Source organism: Myroides sp. C15-4 (genome assembly GCF_050522745.1).
Lineage (GTDB): Bacteria > Bacteroidota > Bacteroidia > Flavobacteriales > Flavobacteriaceae > Flavobacterium.
This window is the reverse complement of the sequence record NZ_JBMVQX010000035.1, coordinates 1-12,440: the sequence shown is the minus strand read 5'-3', so window position 1 is coordinate 12,440 and position 12,440 is coordinate 1. Positions and strand designations below refer to the sequence as shown.

At 37.6% G+C, this 12,440-nt stretch carries 11 protein-coding genes; 4 read left to right on the top strand and 7 right to left on the bottom strand.

Going from position 1 to position 12,440, the window contains the following annotated elements; translation table 11 throughout:
• Positions 1-5: 5 nt before the first annotated feature.
• Together ACPDHL_RS13580 and ACPDHL_RS13575 are read right to left on the bottom strand one after the other, a co-directional pair.
• The gene (locus ACPDHL_RS13580) at positions 6-2,858 is read right to left on the bottom strand and encodes an FAD-binding and (Fe-S)-binding domain-containing protein (protein ID WP_430533295.1); all 2,853 of its coding nucleotides are present in this window, start codon (positions 2,856-2,858) and stop codon (positions 6-8) included.
• Positions 2,859-2,994: 136 nt separating this feature from the next.
• The gene (locus ACPDHL_RS13575; RefSeq protein ID WP_430533294.1) at positions 2,995-4,680 is read right to left on the bottom strand and encodes an acyl-CoA synthetase; all 1,686 of its coding nucleotides are present in this window, start codon (positions 4,678-4,680) and stop codon (positions 2,995-2,997) included.
• A 463-nt stretch (positions 4,681-5,143) separates the two neighbouring features.
• On the opposite strand from ACPDHL_RS13575, the gene lpxD reads away from it, so the two are divergent.
• Positions 5,144-6,148 (top strand): UDP-3-O-(3-hydroxymyristoyl)glucosamine N-acyltransferase, encoded by a 1,005-nt coding sequence (gene lpxD / locus ACPDHL_RS13570; protein ID WP_430533293.1) that lies wholly within the window; start codon positions 5,144-5,146, stop codon positions 6,146-6,148.
• 115 nt (positions 6,149-6,263) lie between these two features.
• On the opposite strand, the gene ACPDHL_RS13565 is transcribed toward lpxD, so the two are convergent.
• From ACPDHL_RS13565 to ACPDHL_RS13550, 4 genes are all read right to left on the bottom strand, one after another.
• Positions 6,264-7,136 (bottom strand): DUF6048 family protein, encoded by an 873-nt coding sequence (locus ACPDHL_RS13565; protein ID WP_430533292.1) that lies wholly within the window; start codon positions 7,134-7,136, stop codon positions 6,264-6,266.
• Positions 7,102-7,617, bottom strand: a complete 516-nt coding sequence (locus ACPDHL_RS13560; RefSeq protein ID WP_430533291.1) for a DUF6452 family protein — start codon at positions 7,615-7,617, stop codon at positions 7,102-7,104. Before ACPDHL_RS13560 ends, ACPDHL_RS13565 begins: the two co-directional genes overlap by 35 nt.
• Positions 7,618-7,759: 142 nt before the next feature.
• On the bottom strand, positions 7,760-8,497 hold the full coding sequence (locus ACPDHL_RS13555) for a ZIP family metal transporter (protein ID WP_430533290.1): 738 nt from the start codon (positions 8,495-8,497) through the stop codon (positions 7,760-7,762).
• 4 nt (positions 8,498-8,501) lie between these two features.
• Positions 8,502-9,233 carry a class I SAM-dependent DNA methyltransferase gene (locus ACPDHL_RS13550; RefSeq protein WP_430533289.1) on the bottom strand — a complete coding sequence of 244 codons (732 nt, stop codon included), beginning with the start codon at positions 9,231-9,233 and terminating at the stop codon, positions 8,502-8,504.
• A gap of 95 nt (positions 9,234-9,328) precedes the next feature.
• On the opposite strand from ACPDHL_RS13550, the gene ACPDHL_RS13545 reads away from it, so the two are divergent.
• Positions 9,329-10,489 (top strand): THUMP domain-containing class I SAM-dependent RNA methyltransferase, encoded by a 1,161-nt coding sequence (locus ACPDHL_RS13545; protein WP_430533288.1) that lies wholly within the window; start codon positions 9,329-9,331, stop codon positions 10,487-10,489.
• 6 nt (positions 10,490-10,495) lie between these two features.
• Positions 10,496-10,729 carry a hypothetical protein gene (locus ACPDHL_RS13540; protein WP_430533287.1) on the top strand — a complete coding sequence of 78 codons (234 nt, stop codon included), beginning with the start codon at positions 10,496-10,498 and terminating at the stop codon, positions 10,727-10,729.
• Positions 10,730-10,772: 43 nt separating this feature from the next.
• Here ACPDHL_RS13540 and ACPDHL_RS13535 read toward each other — a convergent pair whose 3' ends face one another.
• The gene (locus ACPDHL_RS13535) at positions 10,773-11,474 is read right to left on the bottom strand and encodes an SIR2 family NAD-dependent protein deacylase (RefSeq protein ID WP_430533286.1); all 702 of its coding nucleotides are present in this window, start codon (positions 11,472-11,474) and stop codon (positions 10,773-10,775) included.
• A gap of 42 nt (positions 11,475-11,516) precedes the next feature.
• Between ACPDHL_RS13535 and ACPDHL_RS13530 the strand changes: the two genes are divergently transcribed.
• Entirely contained in the window at positions 11,517-12,215 is a 699-nt protein-coding gene (locus ACPDHL_RS13530; RefSeq protein ID WP_430533285.1) for a TrmH family RNA methyltransferase, read from the top strand.
• Positions 12,216-12,440 lie beyond the last annotated feature (225 nt).

The window sequence follows — 12,440 nt, the reverse complement described above, 5'->3', positions numbered from 1 at the left end:
GACATTTAATTGGATCTAGTCACCTCTTCTATTAAATAGAAAATAGATTTAAAGGAATGATCACTAGCAGCAGTTAGCCCTATTTCGCAGGTACGACTGGTGGAAAAACCATCAGAGCAATTAGGCGAATGGGTTGAGAGTTGCTGTTGAAGATTTCGCGTTCCGTGTTTATTTAATTCAGGAAAAGTAAAACCGCGATCTCCAGCAAAACCACAACAATTGCTATCAATATAATGTACTTTATGGGCACAGCGTTTCGCTATCTCCATTAATTTATCTTCTAAACCTAGTTTTTTAACCGAACAAACGGGAAAAATGGTCACTTCTTCCCTTGGTTGGATAATGGGTAGAAGAGGAAATACGACGTCCATGATAAATTCAATGGGGTCATAGCAAGTGAAATCCGTTGAGGTATGGTGACTTTGAAAGGTGTAAAAACAAGGACTCATATCAAATAAAATAGGGTGTTTTCCTTGCTCTGAGGCAATAAGTAAGGCTGCTTCAAGAGCAGAAGATTTTTGTAGTCCTTCCTCCTGATAGCCTTTGCTACTAAAAGGCATACCACAACACAAGTTGTTGATCGCAGCTGGATAAATAACTTCATAACCTGCGCGTTCAAGTAATAAGACAATTAAATCTTTTAGATCTAATTCCCTTTTATCGTAGTCCTTGGATTTTCCCATCGTACGATTGATGCAAGAGGGGAAGTAGACTACTTTGGGGTTGTCAGAAGTAGTGCGATTCGAAGCAGATGTTGAAGGTTGCAACGTAGTTTTTGTACCTGTTGGCATGGCCACATTCCACTGTGGAAGGCGATTGTTGCTTATCTTTCGCATTTTTGTAGCTAGGCGCAACATCGAACGATCGCCTATACTATTTTGAAAAAAGCGCACGAATTTTAGACTATAGCGACCCATTTGGGTCACACGGTCTAAGTGTTCAACAAAGTATAGTGTATCCTGATGATTTTTAGCTGTTAATCGCTCTGATCGTATGGCTTTTACATAGAGTCCTGTATCAATTTTTACAGGGCAAGAAATGGCACATAAGCCATCCGTTGCACAGGTGTCATCGAGATAATATTGAGCTTCTTTCTTTAATTGAGCGAGAAGTAAAGGATTTTCATTGGTCTGTTCCAAGCGTTTTATTTCGCGTCCTATGACAATGCGTTGACGAGGAGATAAGGTTAAACCTTCCGACACACAATGAGATTCACAAAATCCACATTCTATACACTTATCAACGATGGGATGTGTAGCAGGAGAGGCTTTTAAGTTCTCTAGGTGTATGCGTGGATTGGTATTGATCATTACACCAGGATTAATGATGTGGTTCGGATCAAAAATTTGTTTGATGCGCACCATGAGTGCATAGGCTTGTTCACCCCATTCTCGTTCTACAAAAGGGGCCATATTACGACCAGTTCCATGTTCTGCTTTAAGTGAACCATCAAATTGATGAACAACCAATTCGACTAGTTCATCCATTAAATCAGCATAGCGCTGTATCGAAGTCGGATGATTGAAATCTTGTGAAAAAACCAAGTGTAAATTGCCTTCTAAGGCGTGTCCAAATAGTACAGCGTCGTCATAATGGTACTTGGCAAATAGTTGTTGCAAAGCAAGACTTGCGTCTGCTAATCGATCGAGGGGAAAGGCAACATCTTCAATAATACAAGTAGTTCCTGTTTCTCTTAAAGCCCCAGTTGTAGGTAATAAACCATTGCGCGCCTTCCAATTAAATGCATATGCTTTTGGATCTGACGTAAAATTGAACGGACCTAAAGTCGGAACAGGAGCAACCGCCTGTTGTACTTGTTGTTGTTTTTGTTCTAATTCTTCTTGTGTTGTTGCTTGTACTTCCACGAGTAATAAACAAGCTGAAGCAGGCAGTGTTTTAAAGTACGCAGGGGCCTGTGGCTCTTGTTCAATAGATCGAATACTATTTCGATCGAGGAGTTCCACTGCTTCAACGGGACTTTTTTTGAGAAAAGGTACTGCCTGACAAGCCGTTGAAATACTGTCAAATGCCATCAACGTACATGATTTATTTCGGTAATTGACAACAGTATGATAGGTAATCGTTGAGATAAAGGCAAGTGTTCCTTCAGAGCCAATGATTAGGTGTTTCATGATATCAAATGGATCTTGATAATCAAGAAATGCATTTAAACTATATCCCGTTGTATTTTTGATTTTATACTTGCGTTGAATGCGATCGTATAAGGTTTTGTTTTCTTTTATTTCACAGTGTATGGCTGATAATTCACTTAGAATTTCGGGATGTTTGGCCGCAAATTCTTTTTTGCTTTGAGGATCCGCTGTATCCAAGACCGTTCCATCATAAAAAACAAGTCGAATATCTGCCAGTGTATTATATGAGTTTTGTGCCGTTCCACAGCACATACCACTAGCGTTATTCGCGGCAATACCGCCAATCATTGCGGCGTTAATTGAACCTGGATCTGGCCCTATTTTACGCCCATAAGGGGCTAAAAGTATATTGGCTCTTCCGCCAATAATACCAGGCTGAAAAGTAGCTTGTAAGCCGTCATGGGTAATGGTATAGTTTTTCCAATGGTGGGTGGCAACAACTAGGATTGAATCTGTTATCGCTTGTCCTGACAAACTAGTCCCGCCTGCGCGAAAGGTAAGGGGGAGTTGCTGTTGGTGTGCTAAGGTTAAGGTGTGTATTACCTCCGCTTCATTGCGCACTTCGACCACTAGCTGGGGAATAAGACGATAGAAACTTGCGTCTGTTCCATAGGCAATCGTTTGTATGGGATTGGTCATGATTTGTAGCGGATTGATATAATTCGCCAACTCACGTGCAAAAGAAGCATAGCGTTCGGATAGCATAACAGTGTTTTTTATAAGCAGAAAGTTACGATAAAATTGAAAGCAATTTTTTTAAGCAAATTAGTTTATATCAAGTTTAAATAGAGTGGGGAAGGAGAGTTTACGGTGTTTACTATTCACCATTCCCCGCTCTCACTTAATAAACAAATTCCAAAGGAACAATTGTTTTCTTAGCGATTCGTTCCGCTTGTAGTGCACGAAGTTCCACTCGTTTTATTTTACCACTGATTGTCTTCGGCAGTTCAGTAACAAATTCGATTTTACGAGGCATTTTATAGGGTGCGAGGTGTTGACGGGAAAATTGAAATAATTCTTGAGCAAGGGTTGCATTAGCCTGCTGAATATTTTGAATCACGACAAAGGCTTTAACTTCAAAACCTTTGATATCGTGAGGGCTAGCAACTACAGCAGATTCAATTACGGCCGGGTGTTCTAATAAAACACTTTCTACTTCAAAGGGACCAATGCGATAATCAGAAGCTTTGATCACATCGTCATCGCGTCCAATAAACCAAATATAGCCTTCTTCATCTTTATAGGCTTTATCACCTGTAAAGTAGACTTCATTTTTAAATACTTGTTTTTGACGTTCTTTGTCGAACATGTATTCTTTAAAGATTCCATTGACTTTTCCAGTATTGGTTTTTACGCAAATATTACCTTCTTCGTTATTTGGCAATTCGCGACCTTCATCATCTGCGATAACAATATCATATAAAAAGGTTGGTTTTCCCATGGAGCCATACTTTAGTTTGGAATTAGGATAATTTGCTACCATACAAGTGCTCTCTGTTTGCCCAAAACCATCGCGAATATACAAGCCAGTGGTTTGAAACCATTCCTCAATAATTTCGGGGTTTAAAGGCTCACCTGCCGCAACACATTGACGCAAGCTGAATTTGTACAGGGATAAATCTTCCTGAATAAAGAAGCGCAAAACAGTAGGAGGCGCACAAAGGGTTGTAATCTTGTGTTTTTCAATTAGGGATAAGGTGGTAGCTGCATGAAAGCGCGCCTTGGTGTGAAAGGCAAAAATAGTGGCACCTACACTCCAAGGAGCAAATAGACTACTCCAGGCAAATTTAGCCCAGCCTGGTTGAGAAATATTGTAGTGTATATCGTCTTTTTTGAGCCCAATCCAAGCAGCAGTCGTTAGATTTCCAATGGGATAGCTCAATTGGGTATGGCAAACAATTTTGGGCATACCCGTTGTACCCGAAGTGAAAAATAAGAAGAGATTGTCATCGGGTTGGGTTGCTGCAGCTTCAGCTTCGGTTGCTTGTTCATCTAAGACAGACAAAGGGTACCATCCCTTGCGCTCTCCATCAATAATAATCTTAATGGGAATGGTGTGATTAGCTGCTTTTTCAGCTTCATCGATTTTTTCTACATTATCAGTATCTGCTAAAATTACTTTTGGCGCAATCTTTTCAAAGCGATATTTTAAATCATTGACCCCTAGAATACTTGCTGCAGGAGAAAGACGATATCCCCCTTTGATTGTTGCCAAATGGGTAACCCAATTAATGCGCTGTAGCATCATTTGAGTAAGGATTACATCTTGCTGTTGAATTCCTTTTTTACGCAAAAAATTCAGAAGTTGATTGTACCGATGGTATAGTGTCTTGAAGGTATAATGCTCCGTTTTTTGACCATCCGTCCAGAGTAATGCTGTTTTATCTGGTGTTTCCTTGACGTGAATGCCCTCGAATATTTCAGTGACCCAATTAAAATGTGTTGGTTTTTCTACTTTTAAATCATGTAAAGCACCAAAATTTTCTTCAGCAATAAGGCTTCCGATCGTTTGAACTAAATTTTTCATCTATTTTTTATTTTTTGTGGTAGTAAAATATACATAAAAGGATCAAGAATGCATAATAAAAGAGAGGGAAAGACCATTTTATAGTAGGGATAATTTAGTTTGATAAGGATTTTGGGAAGTAAAGTAGGGAAAAAATGCACTTTCTTTTTCGTGGTGAAAAGGAAAAAAGCAATATTGGAGCTGAAAAAACGATAAATCTTAGTTTTTATCTATTTATTTTTTGTTTTTATATTTTAATATGAATAATAAGAATCATTTCTTATTATGAGTTAAAATAGTGTGTTATTTGTATCTGATTTCCGTAAAATAGGAATTAACTAATAAAAATATATTTATGTTTTTGAGTATTTTTAGGTTAATTAAATGTTATGCTTTATTTTTTTGAAATAAAAAAAGGTATTCTTGCAATATAATTAGTTTTTATTCGTTTTCTTTGATATAAACCAAGAAACCCAAATTTAGTATGAGAACGTACTCCCTTAATGAAATAAACGAAGTCCTAAACGGTATAGTGATAGGCACAACAGTAAAGAAGATTCACGCAGCAGAGCAGTTGGATAAAGCACAAGATGGCCAAATATCTTTTATAGGCAATAAAAAATATGAGCGCTTGTGGGCGAATTCGAAAGCGAGTATTGCCATTGTGAATCGAGATATTTCAATTGTGCCAGGTGAAGATAGAGCGTTTATTAAAGTGGATAATGTTGATATTGCGATGTCTCAATTACTATCTTTTTTTGCTCCTCAATTACCTCAAGTCAAAGAAGGTATTCACCCCAAGGCGACAATTGAAGCGACTGCTCAAATAGGTGAAGGGGTGCAAATAGGTGCAGGATGTTATGTTGGAGAACATGTTGTGATCGGAAAAAATACAATTTTATACCCTAATGTTACCGTGATGGATCACAGTGTGATCGGGGATAATACAGTTGTATGGTCAGGTGTTGTGGTTCGTGAACGCACGCAAATTGGGCACCACTGTATTATTCATCCCAATGCAGTACTTGGTGCGGATGGATTTGGTTTTTGTCCCTCTGAAAAAGGATTAGTGAAAATCCCTCAAATTGGGCATGTAGTGATTGGAAACCACGTAGAGATTGGAGCGAATTCTTGTGTTGATCGCGGGAAATTCAGTGCAACTATTATTGGTGATGGATGTAAAATAGATAATTTGGTGCAAATTGGACATAATTCTGTTTTAGGAAAATGCTGTATTATGGCTGGAAACAGTGGTTTAGCAGGTTCAGTAACCTTAGGGAACTTTGTTGTAATCGGAGGAAGTGCTTCTATTAAAGATCACGTAACCCTTGGTGATGGTGTAGTAGTAGGTGCGGGATCTGGCGTTACCGGTGATGTAGAAGCAGGAAAAACAGTGCTAGGATATCCAGCTTTAGAAGCGAAGACTACGTTGAAACAATGGGCCTTTTTAAAGCAATTAGTAAAGAGTTACAATACAAAAGGATCATAAATAAAAAAGGCGAATGAAAATTCGCTTTTTTTATAATACGGAATTAATCCCAATAGGTGGGAAACTAAAAAGACCTTGGAGCAAGCGGCTCTAAGGTCTTTTTTATTGTATTGGTTTACCCTTGTTGTTTTTGATCTGCTGCAGCTTTCTGCTTGTTCTCTTGAATCATTTTCAACTCTTCCGATTCGATTTTATTTCCTTCTAAATCGTATTGGGTGTCTTTTTCAGGTATAGTAAAGGCTTTTTTATTGGATTTGTATAGCGGAATAAAATAACTAACCGAATAGTTAAAACCAACACCAATAGCCCCACTGTATTTTCTATTGAATCCTGGAATGAATAGATTTTCAAAATCATCGGGTTGTTTTTGGGTAATCAAACCAGTTAAACGAAGGCTGAATCCCATAAAAACATTGTTGAACACACGAGTTTTTACCCCAGCAACAAATTCAACCCAATGTGCAGATAAACCGCTGTATTTTTTGTTGATTGGAATTGCGGGATTATCAAAATAATCACTGGTACTATAGGGTTTGTACCAATCTAAATTTTGAGAAAAGGTAGCAAAACCATAGCGAGCCCCTACATAAATCATGTCTTCACGGTCCATCCAGTTTTCGTGTAAGTTATAATCAACCCCAATGCGCAAATACGTTCCATTGGTCGTAAAACCATAGGTGCTTTCTGTTTTTTCTAACTTATCATGTCCTAGTTCGGCTACAGCAAATAATTTCTTGGTCAATCGATAATCTCCTACAACTTCAAACCCATTATATGTTTTGTCATAAAATGAACGCGTAATTCGAAACAAATCTGCCCCTACACGCAATCCATAACGTTGCGGATATTTTGGTGGAGCAATAGTGGCCATATGTGCCGTTTCTGTCTCTTTTTTGCTGTCTTTGCTTTTTTCTTGTGCAACACCTACAACAGAAAACAAGACAAGGATGCTACTAGTAATATACGTTAAAATGAGTTTGCTCTGCATCTTCTATTTCGTTTGTTTCTGTTATATATAATTTAATCCAATTGCCTTTGGTTGTATTGGCTTTTCCATTAAGTTGAGGTGAGCTACCATCTTGTACTAAAGAAAACGTAGAGACATATCCACAAGCTTTATTTAAGTAATGGGTATTCACGTTGTATTTTAGGGTAAGTGTATCGCGTTGAATCAGCGTTTCCTTATCCTTTACTTCTGTAATTTGTAAGACCCAATCTGTTTGTTGTTGATCCAAACGCAACGGAAGTAACAGGGTATTTCCCGTACTTCTTATCGTATCTTGGATACCCACTGCATAGGCCTCAACCAATCCAGTTTTTTTAATTACTTGATCTTCATAATCAAAGAACTCGATTTTATATTGAGGGGTTGTCGGTTCCGTTTTACCGCATATATCATCTTTTTCGCAAGCCACAAATACCAAAGCAGCTAAGCATAAAAAAGAAGTGATAATCATTATTTTTTTCATAAACGAATAAGTCTAACAAATAGTAACAGCATCAAAAATACTAAAAACAAACCAAATGATTTATATGGTTGTCAGCTGGTTTTTTTAAATCGCTAAAATAAATTGAATACGAACAAAAAGTCGGAAGAAACCTTCCGACTTTTTATATGAAATAAGCAGCGACTACTCCAAGTAGTATCGCTATTAATTTATTGATATTGAATTTGTGATCTTCATTGCTTTCAAAGATGATGGTTGAAGAAATGTGGAATAAGATTCCGACTACCACTGCCGATATTTCTGCATAATAGGTACTCAATACAGGAATGCTACTTGAAATCAAAGTACCTAAAGGCGTCATAATGGAAAAGAGCATCATAAATACAAATACCATTTTTTTATTCATTTGGGCATTGATAAAAAATGCCGTTAAAATAATGGCAATGGGCAGATGATGAATTCCGATGCCTATAGCTAATTCATTGTGCTGACTGATGGGCATTCCCTCAAAAAAGGCATGAATACACAAACTGATAAACAACAACCAAGGGATGCGTTCTAGTTTTTCGTGTCCATGTACATGTCCATGTTCAGCGCCTTTAGAGAAATATTCTAAAATAATCTGGAATACAATACCCACCATGATGAAAAACCCAATTCGAGCAGCTCCACTATGGTCATGGCTGTGGTCGTGGTCGTGAAGGTGTTCCCCAGCTGTTGTAACAAGATCTCCCATTGCGGCTTGATAAACATCAGGTAGCAAGTGGGTTACTGTAATTGTAAGCAAGAAAGAACCACTAAACGCCATCAAGAGTTTGATGTGTTTTTTGTTCTTGGGTTGAATAAGTAGTGCAATTAAATATCCAATAATTACAGCTAGTAAGGGTACTATATACGCCATCGGCTTATTTAAAGATCATGATTAATCGATCAGATTCGTTCGGATAGAATTTTCTTAATTTATAATCACCAAAGATATCAAGTAAGTAAATGTCATTTTCATTCATCATTGTTTCAAAATCTTCTAGTGTGAATGCCTTTACTTTTTCTGTATAAGCATGGTCTTCTCCATCAGCATGAAAGCGAATATCTTTATAAATGTATCCGTTTTCTACTCTTCGTTCGAGATGAAATTCAATGCCTTCCACTGTTTTTACTTCCACAGGAACTAAATTTGCAATTACTTTATTGACATTCATAAAGTCAATTACCGCTAGACCATAGTCAGATAAGCTGTTGTGGATTGCTTTTAGTGCTTTGATATTATCTTCGGGTTCACTAAAATAACCAAAACTGGTGAATAAGTTGAAAATCGCGTCGTATTTTTTTTCTAAAGGCTCACGCATATCGTGTACCTCAAAGTGTAGCTTTTCATTTTCAAAGGTTTTAGCTACTTCAATACTGTTAGCTGATAAATCTGCTCCGACCACATCATAGCCTAAGCTGTTGAGATAAATGGCATGACGACCTTTACCACAAGCTAAATCTAAAATAGTTGAATCCTCAGCTAAGTTTAAATAGTGGGTAAGGTTATCTATAAAAAGTTGTGCTTCATCATAATCTCTATCCTTATATAAGATGTGATAATAAGGGGTATCAAACCACGATGCGTACCAAGCTTTCTTTTGTTCAGACATAGTTTTAAATTAAATCTTTTATTAGCTTGCAAATTTACTTTATTTTTGCACATTTGGATAACGAATGCAATTATTCCTTATAGCGATATAAAAAAATGGAAAATTTTAAAATGGTTGCTAAGACTTTGTTCGGTTTAGAAGAGGTTTTGGCAAAAGAACTACAGCTTTTAGGAGCGACGAAAGTGAAGGAAGGAACTCGTATGGTGAGTTTTGAAGGAGATAAAGGATTTTTATATAAGGCGAATTTAGCTTTGCGTACTGCATTAAAAATTTTAGTTCCGATTAAGCAATTTGCTGTTTACAATGAAAACAATCTGTATAAGGGAATCCAAAGTATTGATTGGAGCAAATATTTAAGTGCACATCAATCTTTTGCTATTGATTCGACTGTATTCTCCGATCAGTTTAACAACAGCTTATTTGTTTCCTTAAAAGCGAAAGACGCGATTGTCGATCAGTTTAGAGATAAATATGGCAAACGTCCAAATGTAGACAAAGACTATCCAGATTTGCGTATCAACGTACACATTCAACGCGATATGTGTACCGTTTCTTTGGATTCTTCAGGAGCTTCTTTGCACCAAAGAGGATATAAAACAGCAACGAATATTGCGCCAATTAACGAGGTATTAGCGGCAGGAATGCTCTTACTATCCGGATGGGATGGAAGGAGTCACTTCATGGATCCGATGTGTGGTTCAGGAACGCTTTTGATTGAAGCAGCAATGATAGCTTGCAATATTCCGGCCAATATCAATCGAAAAGAGTTCGCTTTTGAACGTTGGAACGATTGGGATGCGGATTTGTTCGAGGTAATCCAGGGGTCATTATTGAAGCGTATACGCGAGTTCCACTATACCATTCAAGGATATGATAAAGCGCCTTCTGCGGTGATGAAAGCAATGGACAACGTGCGAAATGCCAACTTGGAAGAATATATCAAAGTGGAGAATCTAAACTTTTTTGATACGTCTAAAGAGGTAGAAGGACCCTTGCACATGGTTTTTAATCCACCGTATGGCGAGCGTTTGGATATCAATTTAGAGCGTTTTTATCGCGAAATAGGCGATACCCTAAAGCAAGGATATCCTGGAACAGAAGCGTGGTTTATCACGGCTAATATTGAGGCATTGAAATACGTAGGTTTACGTCCTTCGAGAAAGATTAAATTATTTAATGGTAAATTAGAAGCGCGTTTAGCGAAATACGATCTTTACGAAGGAAGTAAAAAAGGAAAATATATAAATCAAAATTAAAAAACGATGAGTGCAGGAACTAAAACATTACTGTTACAATTTGTGAGTTTTGCGATCTTGTTTCTTTTAGCGCGAGTAGGACTGATGTATTTTACCGATTTGTCGGGCATCTGGCTCCCACTAGTGAGTGCTGGTATAGCAACGGTTTTCGCTCCACAATTTAAAGTTTTTAAAACGGATGAAGGAGATAAAATCTGTGTGTCATGGATTTTTCTAAAAGGCGCAAAAGTCTTAAACTAAAGGATAAAAAATAAGGGTGTTCTAAAAGAATACCCTTATTTTTTTATATGATTTGACTGAATTCAATCAGAGATTTTTGAATTTTTTGCATACCAACAGAAGCTTTTTCAGCGAGTACTTCGATTTGGCGATTGAAGTGTTGGGTCGAAGCAGGGTGGAGGTCGATGTAGTAAACCAAAGCTTCAGATTTGGCAAAATCCAATAAAGAAGCTGCGGGATATACTTGGAGTGACGTTCCGATAATTAAAATCACATCTGCTTCTTCTACATAGGGAATGGCGCGTTCCAATTCGGGAACCATTTCTCCAAACCATACAATATGCGGACGCAAAGTATGCCCTTGTTCGTTTTGATCGGATGCTGTAAGATCCGTTGTCCAAGGATATACCAAATGCTCATTGACTTCACTACGTACCTTGAGTAACTCACCGTGTAAGTGAATGACGTCTTTACTCCCAGCGCGTTCGTGTAAATCATCTACATTTTGAGTGATTACTGTTGTTCTAAAATGTTGTTGTAGTTCCGCAATAGCCTCATGTGCGGCATTAGGTTCACACGTTAATAATTGTCGACGTCTATCGTTGTAAAATTGTAATACGTTGGCTTTGTTTTTCGCCCAACCTTGAGGAGAAGCTACTTCCATAATATCGTGTCCCTCCCATAGTCCATCTGCATCTCTAAAGGTTTTGATTCCACTTTCTGCACTCATTCCAGCTCCTGAAAGTACGACTAAACGTTTTTCCATAATATTGTTACCTTTGCATTTTTGAATAAAACTAAAGATATAATGAATATTTCAAACAAGCTATTTCAAGATGAGGAATACTTAGCTTATTTAGAAACTTTTTTGACAGAGAACCGAGTAGAGCGATTTAAAAGTGTTTTAGCTAACCGAACAGATCACATTACTGTTGTAGCAGAAGATGTGTATCAATTGCACAATACTAGCGCAGTGATGCGTAGTTGTGAAGTTTTTGGTGTACAGGGACTTCATGTTATTGAACAAAAATTTGGAAAGCGAATTGATAAGCAAATTGCCTTAGGGGCAGAAAAATGGGTGGATATTCACCGTTACAATAGCGTACAAGGTTGTATTGATGCCGTTAAGGCTAAAGGGTACAAAGTAGTTGCTACAACGCCACATGGAACAGCGCAAAGTTTGGATAAATTTGATTTATCAGAACCTGTTGCTATCTTTTTTGGCACAGAAAAATCAGGATTATCCCCCGAAATTATCGAACAAGCGGATGATTTTATTACCATTCCCATGGTGGGATTCACTGAAAGTTTGAATATTTCTGTTTCTGCGGCAATCATCATCCAAAGCTTAACGACTCGCTTGAGAGAATCCGAAGTCAATTGGCAGCTGTCTGAAGAAGAATTACTTGCTAAACGCATTGATTGGGCGAGAAAAACAATCAAAGATATCGATTTCGTTACCGAACGCTATTTTGGAGATGGGAGAGGAGAGAAGGGAGAAGAGTAAAAATACCGTATAAAAAAAGGATCAATCTTTACTAGATTGATCCTTTTTTTATTTCTTTTTGTACCTATTTCAGGTCATCTTCCATTTATCTCACCTAGCTTATATTTTGTTCTGGTGTTCGATGAACCTACACTTCGTTTCGGTTTAACTCACCTAGCTTATATTTTGTTCTGGTGTTCGATGAACCTACACTTCGTTTCGGTTTAACTCACCTAGCTTATATTT

What these genes read in the sequence shown, in the direction of transcription:
- ACPDHL_RS13580 (WP_430533295.1), bottom strand. Translation starts at nt 2,858, where the DNA reads ATGCTATCCGAACGCTATGCTTCTTTTGCACGTGAGTTGGCGAATTAT.
- ACPDHL_RS13575 (WP_430533294.1), bottom strand. Translation starts at nt 4,680, where the DNA reads ATGAAAAATTTAGTTCAAACGATCGGAAGCCTTATTGCTGAAGAAAAT.
- lpxD (WP_430533293.1), top strand. Translation starts at nt 5,144, where the DNA reads ATGAGAACGTACTCCCTTAATGAAATAAACGAAGTCCTAAACGGTATA.
- ACPDHL_RS13565 (WP_430533292.1), bottom strand. Translation starts at nt 7,136, where the DNA reads ATGCAGAGCAAACTCATTTTAACGTATATTACTAGTAGCATCCTTGTC.
- ACPDHL_RS13560 (WP_430533291.1), bottom strand. Translation starts at nt 7,617, where the DNA reads ATGAAAAAAATAATGATTATCACTTCTTTTTTATGCTTAGCTGCTTTG.
- ACPDHL_RS13555 (WP_430533290.1), bottom strand. Translation starts at nt 8,497, where the DNA reads ATGGCGTATATAGTACCCTTACTAGCTGTAATTATTGGATATTTAATT.
- ACPDHL_RS13550 (WP_430533289.1), bottom strand. Translation starts at nt 9,233, where the DNA reads ATGTCTGAACAAAAGAAAGCTTGGTACGCATCGTGGTTTGATACCCCT.
- ACPDHL_RS13545 (WP_430533288.1), top strand. Translation starts at nt 9,329, where the DNA reads ATGGAAAATTTTAAAATGGTTGCTAAGACTTTGTTCGGTTTAGAAGAG.
- ACPDHL_RS13540 (WP_430533287.1), top strand. Translation starts at nt 10,496, where the DNA reads ATGAGTGCAGGAACTAAAACATTACTGTTACAATTTGTGAGTTTTGCG.
- ACPDHL_RS13535 (WP_430533286.1), bottom strand. Translation starts at nt 11,474, where the DNA reads ATGGAAAAACGTTTAGTCGTACTTTCAGGAGCTGGAATGAGTGCAGAA.
- ACPDHL_RS13530 (WP_430533285.1), top strand. Translation starts at nt 11,517, where the DNA reads ATGAATATTTCAAACAAGCTATTTCAAGATGAGGAATACTTAGCTTAT.